Source organism: Alteromonas sp. ABD4_190, from assembly GCF_056160105.1.
In genome coordinates this window covers 2842304-2866671 of the sequence record NZ_JBSWWN010000001.1, presented here as the reverse complement: position 1 = coordinate 2866671, position 24368 = coordinate 2842304, and the positions used below count along the sequence as shown (strand labels likewise).

The 24368-nt window shown below is 42.7% G+C and carries 24 protein-coding genes; 11 read left to right on the top strand and 13 right to left on the bottom strand.

Going from position 1 to position 24368, the window contains the following annotated elements; translation table 11 throughout:
* Nucleotides 1-38 precede the first annotated feature (38 nt).
* From ACXAFM_RS12620 to dusA, 7 genes are all read right to left on the bottom strand, one after another.
* Complete coding sequence (locus tag ACXAFM_RS12620) at nt 39-794, bottom strand: TIGR04219 family outer membrane beta-barrel protein (RefSeq protein WP_474834747.1); 756 nt, start codon at nt 792-794, stop codon at nt 39-41.
* Nucleotides 795-797: 3 nt separating this feature from the next.
* Entirely contained in the window at nt 798-1790 is a 993-nt protein-coding gene (locus tag ACXAFM_RS12615) for a DUF2333 family protein (protein ID WP_474834745.1), read from the bottom strand.
* A gap of 156 nt (nt 1791-1946) precedes the next feature.
* Entirely contained in the window at nt 1947-2309 is a 363-nt protein-coding gene (locus tag ACXAFM_RS12610; RefSeq protein ID WP_474804843.1) for a hypothetical protein, read from the bottom strand.
* Entirely contained in the window at nt 2309-2509 is a 201-nt protein-coding gene (locus ACXAFM_RS12605) for a PspC domain-containing protein (RefSeq protein ID WP_025254029.1), read from the bottom strand. Before ACXAFM_RS12605 ends, ACXAFM_RS12610 begins: the two co-directional genes overlap by 1 nt.
* Before the next feature lie 62 nt (nt 2510-2571).
* Nucleotides 2572-3240: a phage shock protein PspA gene (gene pspA, locus ACXAFM_RS12600; protein ID WP_474834743.1), complete on the bottom strand. Its 669-nt coding sequence runs from the start codon at nt 3238-3240 to the stop codon at nt 2572-2574.
* 344 nt (nt 3241-3584) lie between these two features.
* Entirely contained in the window at nt 3585-3869 is a 285-nt protein-coding gene (locus tag ACXAFM_RS12595; protein ID WP_474834741.1) for a hypothetical protein, read from the bottom strand.
* A 192-nt stretch (nt 3870-4061) separates the two neighbouring features.
* A complete protein-coding gene (dusA, locus tag ACXAFM_RS12590) occupies nt 4062-5036 on the bottom strand; it encodes a tRNA dihydrouridine(20/20a) synthase DusA (protein WP_474835557.1) in 975 nt (324 codons plus the stop codon).
* A 415-nt stretch (nt 5037-5451) separates the two neighbouring features.
* Here dusA and ACXAFM_RS12585 point away from each other — a divergent pair, with 415 nt between their 5' ends.
* Genes ACXAFM_RS12585 through ACXAFM_RS12570 form a run of 4 tightly spaced genes read left to right on the top strand, consistent with a single transcriptional unit; the run spans nt 5452 to nt 10401 of the window.
* Nucleotides 5452-6003, top strand: a complete 552-nt coding sequence (locus ACXAFM_RS12585; protein ID WP_474829918.1) for a hypothetical protein — start codon at nt 5452-5454, stop codon at nt 6001-6003.
* A gap of 3 nt (nt 6004-6006) precedes the next feature.
* Nucleotides 6007-7770, top strand: a complete 1764-nt coding sequence (locus ACXAFM_RS12580; RefSeq protein ID WP_474834739.1) for an OmpA family protein — start codon at nt 6007-6009, stop codon at nt 7768-7770.
* A 15-nt stretch (nt 7771-7785) separates the two neighbouring features.
* Nucleotides 7786-8271, top strand: coding sequence for a Rab family GTPase (locus tag ACXAFM_RS12575; RefSeq protein ID WP_474829914.1), 486 nt, complete (start codon nt 7786-7788; stop codon nt 8269-8271).
* A 9-nt stretch (nt 8272-8280) separates the two neighbouring features.
* Nucleotides 8281-10401: a putative bifunctional diguanylate cyclase/phosphodiesterase gene (locus ACXAFM_RS12570; RefSeq protein WP_474834737.1), complete on the top strand. Its 2121-nt coding sequence runs from the start codon at nt 8281-8283 to the stop codon at nt 10399-10401.
* A gap of 84 nt (nt 10402-10485) precedes the next feature.
* Here the strand turns inward: ACXAFM_RS12570 and fghA are convergent, their stop codons facing one another.
* On the bottom strand, nt 10486-11328 hold the full coding sequence (gene fghA / locus ACXAFM_RS12565) for an S-formylglutathione hydrolase (protein WP_474834735.1): 843 nt from the start codon (nt 11326-11328) through the stop codon (nt 10486-10488).
* 113 nt (nt 11329-11441) lie between these two features.
* Here fghA and ACXAFM_RS12560 point away from each other — a divergent pair, with 113 nt between their 5' ends.
* Genes ACXAFM_RS12560 through ACXAFM_RS12550 form a run of 3 tightly spaced genes read left to right on the top strand, consistent with a single transcriptional unit; the run spans nt 11442 to nt 14581 of the window.
* Nucleotides 11442-12356 carry an acyltransferase gene (locus ACXAFM_RS12560; protein ID WP_474834733.1) on the top strand — a complete coding sequence of 305 codons (915 nt, stop codon included), beginning with the start codon at nt 11442-11444 and terminating at the stop codon, nt 12354-12356.
* Nucleotides 12353-13246 (top strand): acyltransferase, encoded by an 894-nt coding sequence (locus tag ACXAFM_RS12555; RefSeq protein WP_474834731.1) that lies wholly within the window; start codon nt 12353-12355, stop codon nt 13244-13246. Before ACXAFM_RS12560 ends, ACXAFM_RS12555 begins: the two co-directional genes overlap by 4 nt.
* Nucleotides 13247-13249: 3 nt before the next feature.
* Entirely contained in the window at nt 13250-14581 is a 1332-nt protein-coding gene (locus ACXAFM_RS12550; protein WP_474834729.1) for a mechanosensitive ion channel family protein, read from the top strand.
* 147 nt (nt 14582-14728) lie between these two features.
* Here the strand turns inward: ACXAFM_RS12550 and ACXAFM_RS12545 are convergent, their stop codons facing one another.
* A complete protein-coding gene (locus tag ACXAFM_RS12545) occupies nt 14729-14920 on the bottom strand; it encodes a hypothetical protein (RefSeq protein WP_014950735.1) in 192 nt (63 codons plus the stop codon).
* 341 nt (nt 14921-15261) lie between these two features.
* Between ACXAFM_RS12545 and ACXAFM_RS12540 the strand changes: the two genes are divergently transcribed.
* Entirely contained in the window at nt 15262-16101 is an 840-nt protein-coding gene (locus tag ACXAFM_RS12540; protein WP_474834727.1) for a DUF2884 family protein, read from the top strand.
* Between the two features lie 230 nt (nt 16102-16331).
* A complete protein-coding gene (locus tag ACXAFM_RS12535) occupies nt 16332-17144 on the top strand; it encodes an NAD-dependent epimerase/dehydratase family protein (RefSeq protein WP_474834725.1) in 813 nt (270 codons plus the stop codon).
* A 201-nt stretch (nt 17145-17345) separates the two neighbouring features.
* On the opposite strand, the gene ACXAFM_RS12530 is transcribed toward ACXAFM_RS12535, so the two are convergent.
* The 3 genes from ACXAFM_RS12530 to ACXAFM_RS12520 all read right to left on the bottom strand — a co-directional run bounded on the left by ACXAFM_RS12530 (nt 17346) and on the right by ACXAFM_RS12520 (nt 20207).
* Nucleotides 17346-18767, bottom strand: coding sequence for a sodium-dependent transporter (locus ACXAFM_RS12530; protein WP_474834723.1), 1422 nt, complete (start codon nt 18765-18767; stop codon nt 17346-17348).
* 329 nt (nt 18768-19096) lie between these two features.
* Nucleotides 19097-19822, bottom strand: coding sequence for an SDR family NAD(P)-dependent oxidoreductase (locus ACXAFM_RS12525; protein WP_474834721.1), 726 nt, complete (start codon nt 19820-19822; stop codon nt 19097-19099).
* Entirely contained in the window at nt 19812-20207 is a 396-nt protein-coding gene (locus ACXAFM_RS12520) for a thiol-disulfide oxidoreductase DCC family protein (RefSeq protein ID WP_474829894.1), read from the bottom strand. Before ACXAFM_RS12520 ends, ACXAFM_RS12525 begins: the two co-directional genes overlap by 11 nt.
* Nucleotides 20208-20465: 258 nt before the next feature.
* Between ACXAFM_RS12520 and msrA the strand changes: the two genes are divergently transcribed.
* A complete protein-coding gene (gene msrA, locus ACXAFM_RS12515; protein ID WP_474829892.1) occupies nt 20466-21011 on the top strand; it encodes a peptide-methionine (S)-S-oxide reductase MsrA in 546 nt (181 codons plus the stop codon).
* Nucleotides 21012-21115: 104 nt separating this feature from the next.
* Here the strand turns inward: msrA and ACXAFM_RS12510 are convergent, their stop codons facing one another.
* The gene (locus ACXAFM_RS12510) at nt 21116-22237 is read right to left on the bottom strand and encodes a hypothetical protein (protein ID WP_474829890.1); all 1122 of its coding nucleotides are present in this window, start codon (nt 22235-22237) and stop codon (nt 21116-21118) included.
* A 248-nt stretch (nt 22238-22485) separates the two neighbouring features.
* On the opposite strand from ACXAFM_RS12510, the gene ACXAFM_RS12505 reads away from it, so the two are divergent.
* A complete protein-coding gene (locus ACXAFM_RS12505; RefSeq protein WP_474829888.1) occupies nt 22486-24351 on the top strand; it encodes a metallophosphoesterase family protein in 1866 nt (621 codons plus the stop codon).
* The last annotated feature ends 17 nt before the right edge of the window (nt 24352-24368 follow it).

Sequence of the window (24368 nt, the reverse complement as noted above, 5' to 3'; positions counted from 1 at the left end):
CACAGGCAGTCACGCCTTTAAAAACAATTACTTAAAGCTTAAAAGTGGAGTTCTAAGCCTGCAAATACACCGTCAAATTCCATGTCGGCGTAAACATCATCAAGGTCTTCAATATCAACTGTTACGTTTCTGTATCCAACTTGAAGGGTCATATCGACTGCTAAACTTTCAATAAATGAATATTGAACTGCCGCTTGATAATCACTTAGCTCGTGGTCATCGAATGACAAATAGCTACCTTCAAAATATGCAGATAGCCCAGTGAACGGAAGCCCTACCTGAACTTTCGAATATGCCATTGGTACTATGCCCGAAAATTCAGCCGAGCCACTGGTATCACTTGCTGTATCGACAACAAACAACGCACCGTCGATGTACTTAGCATTTACACCAAGATCAAAGCTAACCAAGTCGTTATCGAATAACTCGTAGTACAAGATGAAATCCGTTGCATCAAGCTCGATGTCAGTATTGACCACAGTACTTTCGGTAAACAATTGATCATCAAAAGTAAAGTTGGCATCAAGCGCAGTAGTGCCTGAATTATCTAGCGTAGTGTGATTTACCTTCACATTCGGTAAAAAAGGCACTGGGTGTTCAAAGGCAATATATAACGCCGTATTGGTTTCATCGTCAAAGTTGAAATCAGCAGTGTTGTTGCTATCTGCAAAACCGCCTTGCGTGTCGGTTTGCCAAACTTGAGCTCCAACATAAACGCCTGCGATAGTGTCTGCTTGAGATGAAACTGAAAATAATGCGCATCCCAATGCGGCAGCTATAAGACCTTTTTTCATTAATTATCCTTGATTAAGAAGTTCTGATATTTCAATTAAAGCAGCGTTTGCGCGAGAAATATAGTTAGCCATAACTAAAGAGTGATTAGCTAACATACCAAAGCCACTGCCATTTAAAATCATCGGACTGTAAACAGACTGTTGTGTTGCTTCCAGTTCGCGAATGATTTGCTGAAGACTTACTAAAGCATTTTTATCTTCTAGCACATCAATAAATTCAATTTCTACGGCTTTAAGAAAGTGTAGTAAAGCCCATGTTGCGCCACGCGCTTCATAAAAATTATCGTCTAACTTCCACCAGCTTGTCTGTACAACGCGTTGACTGGTACTAGGTGTAGATTGCTTCGCGTTAGCGTCACCAGCTAAATCTGTATTAACTCTAGCAGATCCTACGCTGGCGCTTAATCTTTGTGAATAGCTACCCAACCGTTTTTCAACCTGCTTCAACCATTCTCGCAGGTTATCTGCTCGGGTATAGAACTGACTGTCTGAATTACGTGTGTTTGCCAACTCGTCTCGGTACTTTTTAAGAAGTTCGATACCCTCAGCATAGCTAGATTCAGACGAAGGTAATGCCCAGCTTTTATGGTCCATATTGAATTTAGGGTGAGCTTTTGTCAGGTATGGGTTTTCAATTGATTGAGATTGAGAACGGCTAAAATCCTTACGCATTGATAGCGCGAGGTCTCGTACCATTTCTAATGCTCCAAACTCCCAAGCCGGCATATTATCTAAAAAAACACCGGGTGGAATGACATCATTTGAAAGATACCCACCAGGCTTATCTAGCAAGGTTTCCGACACATCAATCATGGTGGTAGTTAGTGTGTAACCCGCTATATTTGTAGGGTTCTCAACGGGTGAGTTCTGTTCCAAGCGCTTTCTGACGTCAAATGTGTCTGGAGATAAACTCCAATACCAACCGATTAACCAGAAAAGTAAAAAGATTACCACAGCGACAATCGCTATTCGTTTTGAGTTAATAGATTGTCTCATATAAACACCAACCTTCCTTTTAAATAACAAATAGCCGACGATGGTCAGCTATTTGAAACAACTAATATTATGTGAAAAATGCGAAACCTTTATGACGGTTATCGACATAACACCATCTTTTACTACGTTAACACAATATAAATTTATTTATGTTAATTATAAAGTATGATGCATGTTTGTATCATTTTGCTGCTTATAAGCAGCAGAGTTGCGATTTTTCAGCGCATATAGTGCAATACCGATAAGAATAATTGGCCAGAAAGCGCTAACGCCCATAACAAGTAGCGCTAGGAAGCCGGCGCCAAGCGCTAACAGAATCGTTCCAACAACACTTATTGCGACAACAAAGCCAACAACAGCAAGGGCAACCCCAATTAGCGAAAGCACGGCCACGTTTTCCCAAGGGCTAAGCAGTTCGTCAGACATGACAAGATGCATACCTAGCCAGCTATCTACAAGGCTACCCAAACAGTTAACCAGTACAATGGCAATAACCAGTGCAATTAGAAAGTTTTTCATTACACTAATCTCGGTAGTAGGATAACGGCAGCCACGTAAGCCACTAGCGTGATGGGGGTTGCGATAAATAAACCTGCTACCGCCGCCGCTCTTACCCATACTGCATCGATATCAAAATAACGTGCAACACCTGCACACACACCTGAAATAATGCCAGAATCAAGGTCTCTATAAATTCGCTTCTGTGATGGTACTTTCATCATCTTCTCCAAAAATGTTTCTTTCGATATCTACAATATAAGTTGGCGGCACCAAAGGTCGCTTAGGCGACCTTTTTCTTCTTAAGCTCTGCCAGTTCCTTTTCTATCGCTTCGTCTGCTTCCATTGCATCGAACTCAGCTTGTAGTGATGTTGCCTCACTCGACTTCGCTAAGTCATATGCATCTACTTGCGCTTCAAGATGGTCAATGCGCTGTTCGTAGCTTTCAAAACGCATCATTGCATCGTCTATTTTTCCTTCGTGATCAGCTTGCTTCACTTTCAAGCGTGTTTGCGCTGAATTTTTGCGCTGAACTAAGGTTTTTTGCTTAGCTTTGGCTTCTGCCAATTTACTGTTCAGTCTTGCAGTATCACCTTGAATCTTTTCGATGCTTTCAGCTAGTTGCGCTTCTTGCTCTTTAAGAGAGTCAAGTTTGGAAACATACTTCTGCTTCTCTATAAGTGCCGCTTTTGCCAAAGACTCTTTGTCATTGTTCATTGCGATTTGCGCTTTATGTTGCCAACTATCAACTTGTTTGTTTGCTGCTTCCATATGACGCGCTAGCGTTTTTTGCTGAGCAATAAAGCGCGCCGCGTCGGTGCGAACTTCAACCAGGGTTTCTTCCATTTCTTGAATAATCAAACGAATGATTTTTTCTGGATCTTCAGCTTTATCTAACATCGCGTTGATGTTTGCTTGAACAATATCGTTAATGCGTGAAAACATACCCATGATTCTTTCTCCGTTAAAAGTAGTGTTGTGGCTTCCAGCATTTATTCTCTTGTACTCACTGCTAGTTGCCGCTGACTGAGTTCTCCTCAACACTTTTAGTATTACAATGACTATGCCATTTATTTAAATTATTGATATATATGTTTTTTATTAAATTTTGAGCTTAAAACTGCTTTTTAACTTTACGTTTAGATACGATAAATTAGTGTATTTAACCAATCCTATTGTTAAATTGACCACTTCCGGTTTGACGGCATTTTCACTGTGCCCTTATAAACTTATTTCATTACTAAACATGCATAAAAAAAGCGCCCGTAGGCGCTTTTATCGATGCTGATTGACGGTTAATCAGCGTCTTTATCTGTATCTCGGTTGTCAGCTTCCGTTACCGCTAAGTCGGTAACACTTACTTTCCCGTTTCCACGTACCTCTTGAGGGCTCAACTCAAAATGATAGGTAGCATTAGCCACTGCTTGGTACACATCAGACTTTATTTCTTGTGTAGTTGTAGTTACTGCATTTGAAACTACATGCGTCAAAAATGTTTGAAGCACTGACTCTTCTGCATTTGCTACACCGCTTGCCATGCTTGCTGTCAGTAAAGTTGCTGCGATTAGTGAAGTTTTCATGTTATCCCTCTAAATTTAGTCAGTGCAACAACACGTTGTCGTTGCGATACTTAGAGGATTGCGAGAGATGTGCCAACTCCTTAAAAGTAACTTAAGTAGCTGATTTATATAAATTTAAAGAAAAGCCCGCAAAAATGCGAGCTTTGGTGACTATTGAACAAATATTAAACTTTAGTCAAAAGCGCTAAGTTATTAGCCTTTTTGACTATTGTATTCAGCAACTTCTTTTTGCGCGTTCTCTACGGCATCTAAGGCATTTAGAAGTAAATTAGGATCTGGATTTTTGCCTGTACCATTTTGGCTTAAGTATCTTCGCCAAATTCGTCCACCCGCTTGCCCTTGATAAAGGCCCAGAATGTGGCGAGCTGCATGCCATGGCTTAAAATACGGGTCCTCTTGGCGCTCAATGTACTCCTGCATTTGAAGTACTATTTCACGACGTGACAGACTCTGTGCATTAGCATCGCCAAATATGTCTTTATCAACGGTAGACATGATATAGGGGTTTGCGTAAACCTCGCGGCCAACCATAACACCGTCAACGGTCTCTAGCTGTTGCTGGGTTTCGGCGAGTGTTTTAATACCACCGTTAATGCTAATTGATAATTCAGGGCGCGCCTGTTTTAGTCTGTGAACCCTAGGGTAATTTAAAGGCGGAATTTCTCGATTTTCTTTTGGGCTTAAACCTTGTAGCCACGCTTTTCTTGCATGAACAATAAAGGTGTCACAGCCTGCGTCTGCCACTATATCGATAAAACGAGCAAAGTCTTCATCTTCGTCCATGTCGTCAATACCAATACGGCATTTTACAGTTACGGGAATATCTACCACAGCTTGCATAGCCTTAACGCAGCTAGCTACCACTTCAGGTTGCGCCATCAAACAGGCACCGAAGCTACCGTTTTTTACTCTATCGCTTGGGCAGCCTACGTTTATGTTTACTTCATCGTAGCCGCGCTCTTGAGACAACTCGGCACACTTGGCCATATCAGACGGCTCACTTCCGCCTAGCTGAACAGCCACTGGATGCTCCTCTTGGTTGTAACCAAGGTAATCGCCTTTACCGTAAATAATCGCGCCTGTAGTGACCATTTCAGTGTAAAGCAGCGTGTGCTTAGACATTAATCGTAAAAAGTAGCGACAATGGCGGTCCGTCCAATCCAGCATTGGAGCGACAGAGAATTTACGATTTAATGGGGTGATAGACACGACAATAACCTCAGAAACAATTGGTACCTTTAGACCTCGCTTGCACGAGAGCGGCGTATAGTACCTATGTTCAATAAAAATACAATGTCGCTTTCTATTATTTAAGAGACTTAATCGCCCCTTATAAAAAACAGCCTGATTTGCCATATCTTTAATTGATAATCATGAATAGGTTAACTTACTGAAAAGAAGTTGTTTTTGATTGAGGAGTTTTTATAGGTATTCGCCACTATTATGCTTTTTGCGTATTTCAAAGTTAGCGATTAGCCGCTATTGTATAAAGTAATAGTCAAAATTATTAGCACAAACAAAAATGTGATAGCAGTATATAGGTATATAAAACCCTAAACACTGCGCCTCCCGGAGACATTTTATGGCGGACATGAAGCCGAAGGATCAGCACGCGCAAGACGTTTCTAAAACAGAAAGCGCTCCTCAACCCGCTGATGAGCTTGCTCAACTTAGAGAAATATTATTTGGCCAAACGAACCGTGCTTTTCGCGCAGATCTTTCTGCTCTAGAGTCGCGTGTAAATGACAGCTTCGCTAAATTGAACACACACCTTGATAGTCAGTTTAACGACATACGCAAACTTATTGATGACCAGATCACGGAATTATCTAATCAGCTAGCCAGCGCTAATGACAATAACAGTAACGTGCAAGAACAGCTTCAGCACACGACTGACAAACTGCAAAGCGAGTTAGAGATTGCTGAAACAGCTGCTAAAAACGATAACGACGCGCTAGAAGCTCATGTTGTGAAAGAACTAGAATCACTAGACAACCTATTTAGCAAACGTCATCAAGAGTTGTTAGAAAAGCTACAGCAGGTTACTAGCGAACTTTCAGAAAGTAAAACTGACAGAAAAACACTGGCAAACTTACTTTCAACCATGGCAACCAACCTCGCTACCGACCATTAATTAATGAGTGACAAGGTGCCGCCGTCTGAATTGCAGGACAACTCTCTTGAGAAAGTCAGAGAGCTGCTTATTGGACGGGATGACAAGTTCACTCAGGAAAAATTGCAGCGCGATGCCAAAGGCATCGTGACTAATGTTGTCTCCGAAGCGCTGCTTGATCGAGAAACAAAAGATGGCTCGGTAAATAAGGTATTAGTTCCCCTTGTTGAAAAGTCGCTGCACCGTTCTATAGAAGCCAATAGCGAAAAGATCGTCGGCACACTTTACCCATTAGTCGGTACGCTGGTAAGAAAGGCAGTGTCTTCATTTCTTGTAGAATTTGTCGAGCGCACAAACGCACTAATCGAAAACAGCTTCAGCCCTAAAAGTGTATCCTGGCGTTTTAAAGCGTGGCAATCAGGAATTAAATATTCCGAATACGTTGCATCGCAAATTTATCAGTACCAAGTTCAGCAACTTCTTGTCATACATCGAGAAACCGGCACCCTACTCCATAGTATTTCATCAGACCCTGAAAAAGAGAAAGATGCCGACCTGATTTCATCGATGTTAGTGGCTATCAATGACTTCGTAGCTGATGCGTTTGGCGTCACCGCCACCGAATCAGACAACGAGCTGGGTGAGATAAAAACAGAAGATTTTACGCTACTGATAAAAATTGGTCCGCAAGCACTGCTGGTTGCTGCAGTTACTGGAAGTATTCCTCCTGAAGTACGGGGTAAGCTTCAGCAAGCTTTGGAGGAATTTCATCAGTTTTACCAACAACCTTTAATTAATTATGAAGGCGACAATGCCCCGTTTGAAGGTTGTGAGACTATTCTTGCAGATTGCTTAGTCAGTGAGAGAAAGGAAGGCGAAGGTAAAAAGTCAAAACGTATGATAGGCGCTGCAGTGCTAGTTGTAATTTTTACTGCGCTTGCAGTACTGTCGTTTATGCGCTTGTCACTCAGTATTTTAAAAAGTGATTTGCACGAGCTTACTCCTCCGCCGGGTATCATAGTGACAGACACATATGTTTCTAATGGGAACGTGTACGCTAAAGTACTCCGAGATCCCGTAGCTACCAACATCGAACAATGGCTTAATGACAGTGACATTGATGCTGACAAGATCACCATTATTGAAGAGCCATTTGTGTCTTTAAAACCCGGTGTGGTCGAACGCAAACTTGAAAGTCTTGTTAGGGATTATCCACTGAGCGAATCAGAAAGCATTTCAATTGAAAAAGATGATAATCATCGCTTTGTGATATCGGGCACAGTGTTTACTCCCACGGCAATCAACCTAACTAAGCAAATAGGTGCGATCCCGGGTATTTCAGCGATTGCGGTTGATACAGATACACTTAATGTACAAGCAGCTTATGAAGTTGATAATGCAGCACTTCAAAAAGCCGCGTTAAATCGACTAGTGAACAAGGTTTCTTCACAAAGTGTACTTTTTGCTACTAACCAAGAAGCGCTTTCTGAAGTACAGTTAGCAAAACTAGAGGCGCTGGCAAACGACATAAAACAATTATTAACCCTTGCAGACAAGGCAAGCACTGTTGTTAGTATTGTTGTGATGGGCGCCAGTGACAATTCAGGGTCAAGCGCTCGCAACCGCGCCTTGAGCCAAAAAAGAGCAGAGAATGTTGTGAATTCATTAATTTCACTTGGCATTGAAAGTGATATCCTTATACCTGTAAGTTTAGGTGAGCTTCCGTTGCAGAAAGCATCAATGGGGCGTTCAGTTATGTTAAATGTTTTAATATCCAGTGAGCAATAGTAAGGAAACTTTGCGGTGATACAGAAAAAAGTTTGTATTTTAGGCCCCACTGGTGTTGGCAAGACAAGCCTAGTAAAACAATTCGTTGAAGGTATTTTTTCTGAAAAGTACAAGACAACCATTGGCGTAAAAATCGACAAAAAGCAAGTCAATAAAGAAGGACGAGGTGTTCAGCTTCTACTTTGGGACTTAGAGGGTATCGACAGATACTGTGGGTTTAATCCCCGCTACCTTCGCGGCGCCAGTGCTTATATTATCGTGGTTGACCAAACTCGCTCTCAATCCTTACTTGAGGGCATAGAAATTCTTGAGCTCGCCCGAGAGCACTACCCTGACATTCCCGCCTTTTTCGTGGTGAATAAAACTGACCTACCTACCAGTTGGCATTGGAGTGAGGAGGAGTTGGATAATTACGCACAGAGGTTTGCATCACTTACCAAAACAAGTGCGAAAACTGGTGAAAATGTAGAAAACTTATTTAATACAATTGCATTTTGGTAGGAGAAAGACATGGATATCCATTTACTGAATGCGTTGGGCATTACTAACTGCGCGTTGTTTAAGTGCAATTCTGAAACCGAGATTGACTGTTTAACACCGGAAATTCCATGGTTAGCTGACGTTGTTTCGCTTGACGAAAACAACAAACTGCAAAAGAAGTATATCTCCTCTCTCTTTTTAGATGACTTTTTTATTGACGCCGATGAGGTTTGGAAAGGGAATACCTCGCTTACGCTATCTTCGGGCTTTTGGACAGAGCAAAGCGATCATCAGGTTTTGCGCCTTGAAGCATTGGCTATAAATAGTGGCTCAGGCTCTCGGTATCTCGTTCTTAAAAATGTTGAAGAGCAATTTGACGAAAAGCAACAAACGCTGCAAGCAGCCCGTGAACTATTGTTAAGCCACCATGAAATTGTAGGGCAGCACGAGTACATTAGGCACAAATTGAACAATGTATTGCGCAAAAATACCCGATTACAACAGCTAGTCCCCCCAATACAACAAGCTATACATAATCTAGAAACGGGCGTTGTTATTCTAGACAATGCAGGCGCCTTAGTTCTTGATAATAACGCTTCACACAGACTTCTACTTTGTAATAGCACCACACCGAGTTCTATCCGTATCAGCGAGCTGATAAAAGACATCGATGCGCCATCTACTTTTCTACCGGCATTAGTAAAGCGCAAAGCGCCATGGCAAGGTGAAGTATATTGGCAGCCGGTTGACGATTATAAAGTCTGGCTTCAGGTTACCATTCATCCAGTGTTGCAAGACGATGAGCTCACGCACTGGGTATACCTATTTACCGACATCACGCACATACACAACAAAGAAAAAAATATACTTACTGCTAGCGGCATGGATTCGTTAACTAAAGTTGCCAACCGCAATTCGTTTACCAGCACGGTAAGGCGGCTGGTACAGGAAGATACCCCTTTTAAGTTATTTATCATTGATATTTGCGGTTTCAAAAAGATTAATGAGATGCTGAGCTACCAATCTGGGGATGAGATTTTAAAGTCATTTGCTTTACGGCTACAAACCTTCGTTGGTAACAGCGGATTCACTGCAAGAATCGGCAGTAACGAGTTTGCCCTCGTAAAACGAATAGATACTTTTAAAGATGTAAGCACTACCGAGTATGCTAGACAGCTTGTAACTAAGCTCACTCAGCCCTACACCGTAATTAACGGCAACGAGCCCAACCTAGGTGTTAATATTGGTGAGGCGAGTTTTCCACAGGACAGCTTTTCATCAGAAACGCTGTTGCAATGTTCAGATATTGCACTTCAAGCCGCTAAATATCAGGGAAGGAACATCGCCCTCGCTTACAGCGAGGAACTTCACGAGCAGCATCGTGCCATTAATGAGCTTGAAACGAAGCTTCGCGGTGCCATAAAAAATAGCGAGCTAAAACTCTTCTTACAGCCCATCGTCGCTCTCTCTTCTGGTAAAGTCGTAAAGTGTGAAGCGCTCGCTAGGTGGATAACGCCTGAAGGTAAGTTTATCTCGCCAGAAGTATTTATTCCGTTGGCAGAAAAAAGTGAACTCATTTTCCCCTTTGGCGAATGGCTAATTAATGAAGCCTGTAATGCTATTGAAGCGTTACAGGCAGCTAATCTAAACATTAGATTAGCCATTAATATATCAGGTCGCCAAGTATCAGATTTAACTCTGCTAAATCAAATTAAAAGCGCACTGGAAGACCACCAACTAAAAGGTTCGAACTTGTCTATCGAATTAACTGAGAGCGTATTCGTTGATAGCCTAGACACAGTATCTGTTTTGCTTAACGAGCTTAGAGCGATGGGAATTACTGTATCGATTGACGATTTCGGCACCGGTTTTAGCTCACTCGTATATCTGAAAAAACTGCCCATTGATGAGCTTAAGATTGACCGTTCTTTTGTGAGTGAACTAGAGAAAAACACCGACGATCAAGCTATCGTTCAGGCTATCCTTGGGCTTGCAAATAATCTGAATATCAAAATCATTGCAGAAGGCATTGAAACGCCACAGCAACAGCTGTTTCTGAAAAATCATCAATGCGCATACGGCCAAGGGTATTTATATCAGCGACCCGTTGCGATTGATGAATTCATCTCGCTTGCACGAAAACTAAGGTAATCTGCAGTCTTTTATGCAAAATGATACAAGAAGCCGGAACCTGTTCCGGCTTTTTAGTGCACATCTTAGCTTAAATTTACACGCTTAAATTAAGCCCATATGTCCCGCATGGAACTCTAAATGCTCTTCAATAAACGATGCGATGAAGAAGTAACTGTGATCGTAACCTTCGTGCATATTCAGCGTAAGTTGCGTATCGGATTGTTGAGCAGCATGTACCAGAGACTGAGGCTTTAGCTGTTCGTGCAGGAACTCATCTTTTGTGCCCTGCTCAACAAGTAAAGGTACGCTATGGGTTTTGCTTGCTAACAGCAAAGATGCATCGTAGTCCTTCCACGTTGTCTTGTCTTCGCCTAGGTATCTGCCTAATGCTTTTTCTCCCCATGCGCAATCTGAGGGGTTCGAAATAGGGCTAAATGCTGATACTGAAACGAATTTGTTTGGGTTACGCATGCCGATAACAAGCGCACCGTGTCCGCCCATAGAATGTCCGCTAATCGCCCGCTCTTTAGTCACAGGGAATTCGCTTTCGATAAGCGCCGGCAGTTCATCAACAATGTAGCTATACATATTGTAGTGTTTATCCCACGGTGCTTGTGTTGCGTCCACATAAAAGCCTGCTCCTAAACCGAAATCATAAGACCCTTCTTCATCGTCTGGCACCCCTTCACCACGAGGCGATGTATCAGGCGCAACAATAGCCATGCCGAGTTCCGCTGCCAGTTTCATTGCACCGGCTTTCTGCATAAAATTTTGGTCGGTACAAGTTAGGCCCGACAACCAATATAGAACCGGAACCGGTTTCTCTTTCGAGGCAAATGGGGGAAGAAAGATTGCGAAAGTCATGTCGCATTGTGTGGTTTCAGCTTTGTGGGTATAGCGCAAATGCTGTCCCCCAAATGCTTTATTTTCGCCAATAAGCTCCATTTCAGCTCCTTAAATTCATAAATTTGCACCTTTATTGTGGAATCAGTAAAGGCTCTATCGGATTTTAGATCAAGTTCGTTTACACTAAGCGCCTAATTTTTGAGGTAAGTACAATGGTAAAAGCCCTGTTGCACCATATTGTTGGCACTATTTCGGTTATCTGCTATTTCCTGAACACAGTTTTGTGGTCAACGCCTATATTCATACTCGCGATTTTTAAGTTAATCCCTTTTGCCCCATGGCGTCGCTTCATCTCCTATTTGCTTGACGCATGTGCCACTGCGTGGATTGGTGTCAATAACCTCAATCAGCGCATTAGTGGGCGTACCAAGTGGCAAGTAAACGGACTTGAAAAACTTACTCGAGACGATTGGTATCTCGTTATTGCTAATCATCAATCTTGGGTCGATATCTTAGTTCTTCAACGTGTATTCAACCGAAAGATCCCTTTTCTAAAGTTTTTCCTTAAAAAGGAATTGATCTATGTGCCGATACTAGGCCTTGCTTGGTGGGCGCTAGACTTTCCATTTATGCGCCGATATTCAAAATCTTTCTTGGCTAAAAACCCACATCTTAAGGGTAAAGATATGGAAACCACGCGCAAAGCGTGTGAGAAGTTTCGCAATAAACCAGTAAGCATAATGAATTTTGTTGAAGGCACGCGCTACACGCAAGCAAAGCACGACAAGCAAGCATCGCCTTTCAATCACTTACTAAAACCAAAGGCCGGCGGCGTCGCTTTTGTTCTATCGGCTATGGGAGAGCATTTGCATAAGCTTATTGATGTAACCATAGACTACCCGAACGGTGTTCCATCTTACTGGGACTTTGTGAGCGGCAAGGTACGGAACATTCGCGTAAATATTAAGGTTATGCCTATTAAAGACATTATGGAAAATGGCGTATTCAACGATAGTTACTTTGACGACCCACAAGTTCGCGCCCGTTTTCAAACATGGCTAAATGAACAATGGCACGCCAAAGATCAGCTTTTAAATTCACTTAACGCAACTCAGAAACCATTATGATCCGTGTAGTACTAGCGCCTTTTATTTTTGTTTTGCACACCACGCTGCAAATTCTCAACCTCGCTCTATGGGGCGGACTAATTATTCTACTTGGCTTGGTAAAACTGCTGTTACCAAATGGAAGAATTAGAACTGCCTGGAACAAGGTTATGCATGCCCTAATGTTTAGTTTTGGGCGTATTAGTGTGCTGTTAATCAAGCTATTTAATAAGGTTGATATTGAGTGTTCGGTTCATGGTGAGCTTTCAAAAAACAGTTGGTATTTGATTATCGCTAACCACCTGAGTTATTTGGATATTATCCTGCTCATTGAGTTCGCCACACACCGCATTCCCGCGCCAAAGTTCTTTCTCAAGAAAGAGCTCATCTGGTTACCCTTTGTTGGATTAGGCGCTTGGGCGCTTGATATGCCCTTTATGCATAGATACACCCGCGCATATTTGGAAAAAAATCCGGACAAGAAAGGCAAGGACTTAGAAACCACTAAAGCGTATTGTGAAAAGTTTAGAACGGTTCCGACTACCGTCATCAACTTTGTGGAAGGAACGCGTTTTACAACCCAAAAGCACTTGTCTAAGCAAAGCCCTTACGAAAACCTACTGCCACCAAAAGCGGGCGGGGTTTCTTTCACGCTTTCAGCTATGGGTGAGCTATTCACTAACGTGCTAGATATCTCGTTACTTTACCCAGAAAATAAACGTCACCCCATGATGGCAATGCTAAGCGGACAGATGACAAAAATCGTTATCGACGTAAACGTGACTCCTGTACCAGAGCTACAACAAGAATCAGAACGCACTGAGTCTGAGTTTCGTCTTTATTTCCAAAACTGGTTAAATGGTCTGTGGGAAAATAAAGACAACCGTATTAAGAAACTGTTGGAGTCGTAAATAATGGAAGTCAGTGCTTCAGTACGCGATCATTTCATTCATTTGGTCAAAGACGTTTTTCCTAATTTAACCACTGAAGATCCGCTTTACAATTTGCTTGCTCTAGGCTCTATACTATTCGTAGCAATCCTAATCTACGTGGTTGCGCGTCTGCTAGTGCGCCCCCAAATTGCCAACTGGGTATATAAGTCGAATAATAAGTGGGATAACGCGCTACAAGAACACGGCTTCTTTAGGCGTTTGATGCACCTTTTCCCGGCGCTCTTTATTTACGTTACCACCCCGGTACTTATCGATAACGAAGCAGTAATGCACGCAATGGTGATTAAAAGTGCTCAACTGTACATGCTGTATAGCGGGTTGTTGGCCCTGTACGCCATGCTGAGCACGGTAGAGGACGTATACAATGCATCTGCGCTTTCACGGCGCGCACCAATAACAGGCTTCATTCAGGTTACTAAGTTAGCGTTTGCTATTGTCACCATATTGTTAAGTATTTCATTGATTGTAGATAGAAGCCCGCTGCTTATTGTTTCTGGCTTAACCGCCATTGCAGCTGTGCTGCTATTAATATTCAGAGACACCATTTTAGGCTTTGTTGCCGGTATTCAAATTGCCGCCAACCGCATGTTTAATACAGGCGACTGGATTGCCATGCCTAAGTATGAAGTAGATGGTGAAATACTCGAGATAGGTCTAACCAACGTTAAAGTTCAAAACTGGGATAAGACTATTTCAACGTTGCCGACCTATAGCCTTACCACTGAAGCGGTAAAAAATTGGCGGGGCATGCAGGAGTCTGGTGGTCGTAGAATTAAGCGTGCTATTTATATTGATGTGCACTCGATCAAGCTTTGCGACAACGACATGCTAGAGCGCTTTTCCAAAATTCGTTATATCAATGAGTATGTCGAGAAAAAGAAGAACGAGCTTCGTGCCTACCACAGAGATTATTCTATTGATGAATCGGATCTGTTAAACAACCGTCGCCTTACTAACATTGGTACTTTCAGGGCGTATTTAGAGGCTTACTTACGTAAACACCCAGACATTAACCAAGAACTGACCTTAATGGTTAGGCAGCTACCGCCTAATGAGCTTGGTTTACCTTTAGAAATTTACTGCTTCAGTGCACAAAAAGAGTGGGTGAGATACGAGAAAGTGCAGGCAGATATTTTTGACCATGTTATGGCCATGCTTGACCTGTTCGACTTACGCGCTTATCAGCGTGACGGGCATTTATCTTTGCTAGCCCATGGTGAACATAGCGTGTTTAACAGCACTGATGGAAAAGATGCCCGACAGGAACCTGAGCAACACCTTATTGATGACTAATACGCCAAGATAAGTTATTGCGCCAAAAGAAGCTTAGGGCAAAAGCGAAGATGGCCGCAAAGACAACAGCCACTAGAAGTAATATCAGTTTTTTAAAGGCAAAAAAAACCGGCTGTAATAGCCGGTTTTTTCGTAATACTTATCGCTTTAAGCCAGTGCGTAGGCCATCAGTAAACAAAGTACTAAACCAGTAACGCCAAAAAAACCATACTCGATTTTTTCCTGCATACCTTCAGCACCTGCTTTTGCAGTCATAAAGCCCATAACGATGCTGCTTAGCCCTAGCGTAAAGGCAATTAGCGCAACACCAAACATAATTGCATTAATCCAATCAGCCATTGTGATAACCCCTTAAAAATATTGGCGGTATTATGCACCAATAAATAAGATTTAACCATGCTTGGATTGGCTTAAATGTATCGCTATTGGTATTAATTGATCTTAGTCAAAACTACTAATTAATTAGCAATTTCACTAAATAGTGAATTGGAAATTGCTCTAAAAAAACGCACACATAACCTAACTAACTGAAAAATATAAACTTTAAATTTTGGCAAGGCCATTGCTCTACTAAAGATATACCAGCAAATAACGCTAGTGTTTATTTGATAGTGACTCTACAACCCGTCGCAGCTCTTAGAACAAGGTTGATGTGTTACACCTAAATTAAGGAATGAACAATGTCTAACAAACTATTACTTTCAGTTGCTGTTACCAGTGCTTTGATAAGCGGCCACGCATTCGCGCATGACACAAGTTTTCAGAACAACAGCTGCGACATGGAGCTTGATGGCCATATTCAGTATTACCAAGGCGACCTTACGGTTCAGATGGACAACGGTTCGGTAATGACAATTGATGCTCAACACAATATGACCATCAACGGTGAGTCAATTTCGCTAAATAGCGAACAACAGCGTTGGGTAAGTGAATACTACAACAACATTGATATTGCTATTCCTATGACCCTTACTATTGCCAGTGAAGGCCTACAAATTGCCAGTGTAGCAGTAACTGAAGTGTTTACTGAACTGTTGGGCGGCGATCAAATGGGTGATGATTTCAATGAATTGTTCAACTCACTAGAGACCAAACTAAACACCTCATTTTATGATGACGCGGGTAATATCCGCGTAGATTCTACGAAATTTGACGAGCCAGGTTGGTTTGACGAAAGCTGGGAGCAAGAGTTTGAAACACAAATTGAATCTTTGATCAGTGAATCTATGGGCAGAATTCTTATCGCGGTTGGAACGCAAATGCTGTGGGAAGGTGGTGATATGTCTGAATTCGAGCAAAAGATGGAGCGCTGGGGTGAAGATTTAGAATACCGTTTGGAAAGCCAAGCCGCTTCGCTGGAAGAAAAAGGTGATGCCTTGTGTAAAGTACTGAAGAAAGCCGACTATGCCGAAGGTAAAATGCAGGCATCTATATCAGGGCTTGATGACTTGAACCTGCTGGATATTGACCCCAACGACCATCATGGTCACAACGGGCACAATGACGAAATGAAAATGTAGTCGAATAATTTAGCGAACTATCCCCGCTACAACAAACTGCTTACCTTTCTGTATCACTTACTTTGAAAACCGACTGAAAAAACAGTCGGTTTTTATAGCGCTCGCTATCTAACTTTTTAATATTTCTCCTCACTCAGATTTCTGCTTTTTCAGTTAATGGTAGGCGTATTAACGACATCCGCCCCCCGATTGATGTACTCTTAAGCCCTAAACAAAGGGGAATTTAATCGATGACTCAGAATGTAGTAATTAGTGGCTATGGCTGGTTAGCCGGCTATGTAGGCAACGCACTGTCGGGCAAGGTCAATATTATTGGCACTACTCGAAGCCAACAGAAACGCCTGGCGTTAAAAGAACAAGGTATCACCGCAATTGAATATGCACTGGGCGATGATACATCGGCGCTATGCAACCACCTACCAAACGCGACCCTATTGCTAAATATTCCCCCGGGTAGAAGAAACACCAACCTCGAATCATTTACTGACAATATGGTGCGACTTATTGATGCTGCACTAAGCGCAGGCGTCGCGCACATTGTTTTTATCAGTACTACATCAGTTTATGGCGATGCCACTAACGAAGTATTTACCGAAGTTAGCACTACACAGCCGCAAACAGCTTCGGCCAAGGCACACGTTACTATTGAAGACTATTTGTTGTCTAAACGAGGTCAGGTTGATATCAGTATTATTCGTCTAGCCGGTTTAGTAGGTCCAGACCGTCATCCTGCCCGTTCGCTAAGTGGAAGACAGTTGGATGCAGGAAATAAACGAATAAACCTTGTCCATGTGCACGACATTGTATCTGCGTTAACCTCAATTATTTGCGACAAGCCACTAAACGACGTTATACACCTTTGTAGCTTATCTCACCCTAAACGCGGTATTTATTATGTAGATGCAGCTAACGCTCTGGGTATAGACGCACCACACTTTTCTGATACAGAAGCTCAGCCTAGCGGCAAGGTTATCGACGCTACACAAAGTTGGGAAAGGCTTAACATTACGCCAGAGTATGGCGACCCTTACCGCATGTTTTAAGTCTTATATTGACTCATTTTCTAACACAGTTCTCTTGGGTTGAAGTGCGTTTAACCTAATGTGTTAACCGAGTAACTTTTCAAGAACAGTGAGTGAAAAAAATTCGTTGAAAACAAAAACGGCAAGCTTCACGCTTGCCGTTTTTCATCTTAATTTACTACTATTGTGCGATAAATTTAGTAATTTTTGTCGTGAACCTTATTAACCAAAAAGGCTCAACCCGAAGTATTTTACCGCCACCGTGTTTACAAAAATCACAAGTAGAATAAGCGGAATAAACGTCTTCAACGAAACATCCACATACTTTTCGAACCAGCTGCCTTTATAGCCGCTGCTGCCTTCTTCCAAAGAAGCATTAAAATTAGCACTCTTCCAGCGATAAATAACGAACAAGCAGATTAGCAGGCCGTTTAACGGCAAAATAGTTTCGTAGAATACATCGTAAATTACGTCAAACAGCGATTTATCGGCGCCTGCATAGTGCATAAATGACGTCAGCATATCAACTTTACCAAACGACAATGCACTTAAGATAGCCAATAAAATCATAATGCTACCCAAAGAACCTAGCGCCCATTTACGGCTCACGCCTTTTTCGTCCATTAGTGCTGCTACGGGTACTTCAAAAATAGACACTAGAGACGTAATTGCCGCAAAGAACACGAGTAGGAAAAACAGGCTCGCGACAATCGAAGCCCCCATATAGCCTATGGAGTCTTGCAGTGCTAAGAAGATACTAGGCAGATAAGTAAAAATCATACCTACAGACGATTCACTTAACTCATCAGGATTAATGTCTGGGTTGAAAGAGAATATGGCAGGAAGAATCATTAAACCTGCGGTAAACGCCACTGCAGTATCAGTTAATGCAACAAGCTTTGCAGCGCTTGGTACATCCGCACGTTTATCGATGTAACTACCGTAAGTAATAAGAATACCCATACCTAACGACAATGAGAAAAAGGCTTGTGATAGTGCGCCGTTCACTACTTCTGCTGTAATTTTTGAAAATTCAGGAACAATATAAAACTCTACGCCTGCCATTGCGTTTTCGCGAGTTAGTACAAAGATAACAAGGCCGATGAGCATTACAAAAAGTGCGGGCATCAGCAGCTTCGCCGCTTTTTCTATCCCCTCTTTTACACCACCTTGAAGGATAAGATAAACCACACCAACAACAACAGCCATGTAGACGAAAATAGACTCTGAATTAATAAACACCCCAAAGGTTGAGGGGTCTGCTAGTCTGTCTAAATTCCCACTTACTGCTTCAAATAAATAACCAAATAGCCACACGGTAATAACCATGTAAAAAACGGCAATCATAAACGGCGTGGCAATCGCGAGCCACCCCGCGACTTTCCATTTCTTTTCATTACCGCTTATATCACTGTATGCACCAAGCGGGTCTTTTTTAGCATGGCGACCCACTGACATTTCTGCCAGCATCACCGGTAAACAAATGGCAAAAACGAAAATAGCGTACATTAAAAGAAATGCACCACCGCCGTTTTTAGCTGCACCGACTGGAAAACCTACCAAATTACCAATGCCCACTGCAGAGCCTGCAGCAGCCAATATAAAACCTATGCGCGATCCGAACTGTTCTCTGGCCCCGCTCATATCCCTTCCTCTTGTTGAGTTATTGTTATAACAGTTCGCTTATCACCCATCGTGAAATACAAAAAAGCCTTGTATAGAGAAAATACTTTTTGCACTCATAATGTGTACTTTTTGTTTGCGCTTAATACTCATCGATATCAAGCTGCGCGAACTGATATTATTTATTATCAGGATGGCGTTTATTGTTATGACTCACGTGTGGCGTCAACGCGTTGTATTGCTGCCTCTATGGGCGTATCAATACGCTGCACCATTCCCAAAATAGCATGGTAACAGCAGTGAAATAAAAAGTCTTGATGTTGAACTTACTGAAACGATGTTAGGCCGTATCACCAAGTTACCACTTCGCCATTCCAGTCGATAAAATGGCAAGTCTGGTCCCGATTAAGCGCTGAAAGGTGGTGAATAAGTTGTTTTGCAGTGAATTCCGGGGTAAAGAGTTTTTTAGCCGCTACATTTTTTTGAAATGGCTTCGACAGCCCGGTATCAACGGTACCTGGGTGGTAACATACCAGCATGACATCTTTCAATCTGCGCTTGTACTCTACCGACGCTGTTTTGATAAACATATTGAGCGCGGCTTTCGAGGCACGGTAGCCATACCATCCGCCAAGCCCGTTGTCTGATATGCTCCCTACTCTCGCACTTAGGCAAACAAGGGTGGCCCCTTCTTTACTCATAACATTGACCAAATGCTTAAGCCATATAGCGGGAATAATGCTGTTTGTCGCGAAGTACGCGGTCAGGGCTTCCTCGCTGACATCTTCTAAGCGCTTTTCGGGGTGAATACCGTCGCTTTCGTTATGCAAAAAACCGGTGGTTATAACTACTGTACCCAACACAACCTCTTGCTTAACAAGTTGCTTAACGAATTCGCTGATGTGCTTATCATCCTGTTCAGCAATTTGATGGTAGGAGACGTTCTCTGAATTGTTGCTTTCAGTTGCAGCTGAACGACTTACAGCAAACACTTTTGCGCCCGCACTGCGATATTGCTCTATAAGCGCAGACGCTATCCCACCAGATGCGCCCACTATAAGTACGTTATTTTCCATTCGGCTCTCCCGGTACACAGCGGTCGCACTGGCGTTTTTTTCCTGTTAAAAGGTAAGAAATGGTATATCTATGTTTTGCGAATACATTGTAGAAAGCATCAGCCACATAACGGATAACAGGCCAACGAAGCGGAGCATAAACCCAGCCCATACCTACTGCTTTCCACGCTTCATGGGTAACATCAAGCCCAGTAATTAAAGTGCCATCATCGCGAAGCCCGTGAATTCTGGCATTAAGCGCATGCCAATCCATGGTTGGATAGCGAGTTGCAAAATCAGGGGCCTGAATGTCGACCAGGGTGAGTTTGTTATCCTTGTCTCTTTTGCGTAAATGACGCATTTCGGCTATGCACAAAGGGCAATAACCATCGTAAAAAATAATCACTTCTACCTACCTCTGCTACATAAGACGCTTATCGCTTAAAAGACGATCTCGCCCATGCAAACATGGAAAAACAAAAAATACATCGCGTTTGCCGTGCACTATCAGCACTCTTGTAGCGGCCAGTTTAAAACCGTTTTAAGCCGTCGCACGTTATTCTTATTTAATATTCGTTTATACGATAAAAAAACACGCTTGGATGACTTGTGTTGTGCCCTACCCGCACCCACACTACAAGCAAAGATTATGAGAGGTTTTATTATGGCAAATTTACAAGTAGCCACGTTGGCAGGCGGATGCTTTTGGTGTATCGAATCAGCGTTTAATAGCGTTGAAGGTGTAGAAAAAGCAATTTCTGGCTATGCTGGAGGTGAAAAAGCCGATCCTACCTATGAAGAGGTATGTACGGGAAACACTGGTCATGCAGAAGTGGTACAAGTAACCTTTGATGCCGACAACATCAGCTACCGTGAAATATTAGAAATTTTCTTCGCGCTACATAACCCTACTCAGCTAAATAGACAGGGTAATGATGTGGGTACACAGTATCGCAGCGCCGTCTTCTATCATGACGACGCACAAAAAGCGGAAGCTGAAAAAATTATTGCACAAATCACAGAAGAAGAAATTTGGCCTGACCCGGTAGTCACTGAAGTAGTAGCCTTGAATAACTACTATGACGCCGAAGACTATCATCAGGATTATTTCAAAAATAATCCGCAGAACCAGTATTGTTCTATGGTAGTTGCACCTAAACTTGCAAAATTTAAAAAGACTTTTGCTTCTCGCCTTCGCAGCGATGCATAGGTAAAGACAGCTTTTTTAGCGACGTTTACAGGTTGGCTTAAAACGAAAGGGTTGCTTGGTAGCAACCCTTTTTCGGTTTTAAGAACATTGTAAGTAGATAGACGCTAATCAAACCAAGCGTCATTGATTTTAAGCGAAAACAACAATGGCGCTAAATCTTCATAACGCATTTCATGCGCCTCACAAGTCGCATTTTTCATGTAATTCTTTTCCCACGGATCGTTAATGATCCATAGCGTACTATCAATAGTGACTAGCCCTTCCATTGAAGAATTATCCATTGTGTACTGTTTACAATTCTGGTCACTGGCAACATCAAAAATAATGGGAATGCGCTTTGTTGGCTTGCTACCAGTGGTATCAATTACCCACAATTCATTGTCGTTTCTTGCGGCGCCAAATAAATACGATGCGCCTGTTGAGTGCGTATATAAAGCCAAGCCATTTAAGGGGTGATTACCCGAGGTAAACGAAGGGAGCTGAAGGTCTGGTTCGCTCACAGTTGCAAAATCGCTCGATGAGAAAAAGTCTTCATCAACTGCCAATGTAAAAATTCTTGGCTGTCCAGCTTTATCTTTCTCAAGCGCCAAATACAAAGTGCCGTCTTCCGCCATAGTCAGGCCTTCAATACCATCATTAGGGAAGTTTCCTACTTCGAACCCTTTCGGAAACTGAAGTGGACGCACATCTGACATTTCAACATCACCATTGTCCTTTTGCGTTAGTTTGACCAATAGGGTTGGGTAGTCTGTAGAGCCTGTATCTTCGTACTTGGTTTCACAACGAGGGCTTAAGGCACCAGTACGGGTTGCATCTTCTGTGACGGTGTAAATGACATTAGCATCTCTAGGGTCTACCGCTAACGCTTCTAAATCTGGTTGTTCGCTTAAGTAACTATAGAAGCAGCTTCGGCGCACTTCCCTTGAGAATGAAAAGCGCTCACTAGAGGCAACGAGCGTTGCTGTTTCAGGCGAAATAGTATGCAACTTCAACTGCTGCGTAACATCCGCACTTGCATCAGCAATGGTTACTAGCTGTCCGTCTAGCACCACTAGCCCTGATGTTTGGGGGTCAAACATAACTTTTCCAGATTCATCAAGGATCCACTTTCCTACTGTTGTTTCTGTCAAATCGGTAGGTTCTGAACTGATAATGACATCTTTGGGCTCGCTGCATGCGGTGACCAGCATGGCGGTTAAAACGGTGGCGGATAAATATTTAAGCATAAAATGAAGTCCTCTCTCGACTCGGCATATCGAGAGCAAAAGATAAAACTGAAAAAATTGTAAGGGAGTATATCGAGCATACCGTTTACGCACAAAAAAGAGTAAGGTTATAACGGTTATTTACATAGCGACTGCGTTTGTGGCTTGTAAAAGACACGATAAAGATTGTAAAGCTTCTTAGTATTGAGGCAGAAAAGTTTTAGCTATCAAATCAAGTATTGAAGGAGAAAGTCATTCCTACGCAGCAATTGCCCCAAGTCATAGCAGGGCCAATAGTTAGAAAAGTGACGCCTACTGAAAGCCATATATGGGTAGTCACCAGTGACGCCGAAGCACCACAACTGAAACTGTCGGTCTGTGACCAGACCATAGCGGGTGAATGTCAGAGTGAAACTGTACGCGTAGGCTCTCATGCTTTCATCCATCTTATCTCTTTTTACGCCGCTGATACTTTTAAAGACAGAGCACGAATTAGCTATAAACTGTTATTTGACGATTCGTCTTCCCAAACCAGATGGGAAAAAGAACAGCGCGCAATACTCTACGATGGTCAAACTTCGCCAAGCTTTCACTACACAGAAACGCCTGAAACTATTTTGCACGGCTCTTGCCGCAAACCCCACTTTCACGACGATGATGCGCTCGCGCAGGTTGACGTTCTTCATGAGAATGCGTTTAAAGAGGGTGAGAACTTTCCTGATCTTTTGTTGATGACAGGGGATCAAATTTACGCAGATGATGTCGCTGGCCCTATGCTTAAAGCCATTCACTGTGTGATAGAGCGTTTAGGTCTTTATCACGAAGCGCTTGAGGGCGCAGTGGTGAGCAACACGAGTGAACTTGCAACCCATGAATTTGGGTTTTATGAACGTGAACAGCTTCTTCCACAAATAGCGACCAACACAGTACTATCTTCAATATTCTTTGGCGCTAAGAAAAAACCAGTATTCACATCGGTAAATGCACAAAACCATTTAATTGGCAGTGCAGAGATCATCGCAATGTATTTGCTGGTGTGGTCGGACACGCTTTGGGCTGATATCAATATAGATAAAGAGGGGCTCCCCCCAAAATACCTCGCTATTTTCGATAAAGAATACGAGGCGCTTAATGGCTTTGTAAAACAGCTACCGCAGGTACGTAGAGCCCTGGCACACATTCCTACCTATATGATCTTTGACGATCACGATGTTACCGACGACTGGAACTTAACCCGGGGCTGGGAGCAAGAAGTCTATGGCAACCCTTTATCAAAACGCATGATCGGCAATGCGCTCATTGGCTATTTGCTTTGCCAAGGCTGGGGAAATGCACCTAAAAAAGTAGCGCCATTAATTGCTAAAGTACAAGAATCGATGGGAGAAAGTGGTTTAAACTCGCACGATGAAATCATTGATGATCTGTTGGATTTTGATCAGTGGCATTACCGTTTAGATACCACACCACCTATTGAGGTTTTAGACACCCGCACACAGCGCTGGCGCTCCGAATCTAATATGAATAAGCCCTCGGGGCTAATGGACTGGGAAGCACTGTGTGATTTTCAGCATTCTATAATCGGCAAAGAGTCTGTCATCGTTGTCTCTGCCGCTCCCATTTATGGTGTAAAGGTTATCGAAGCCATTCAAAAGGTGTTTACGTTTTTTGGCAAGGCGCTTACTGTTGACGCTGAGAACTGGATGGCCCACAAAGGCACAGCGAATGTTATATTAAATATATTCAGGCATTACAAAACGCCCCCCGATTTCATCATTCTATCTGGCGATGTGCACTATTCCTTTGTATACGATGTACGCCTGCGCTTTAGGCGTAACAGCCCTCACATCACCCAGTTCACCTGCAGCGGATTAAAAAACGCCTTTCCGGATGGATTAATCAAATGGCTAGATAGATTAAACCGTGTGCTTTATCGCTCCAAATCGCCGCTGAACCTTTTCACGAGACGCCGAAATATGTCGGTAAAAGCGAGAGAGCCAAGTTTGGGTTATGGCGAATTATTCAACGGTTGTGCCATTGGTGTATTAAAAATTTCACAGAAAAACACCGATGTTCAGTGCAAAGCTTTGTTGAGCAACGGTAAAGAGGTAGAATTCCCAGCTTCCAAAGACGATTAGTTCAAAAGAGGTATCTA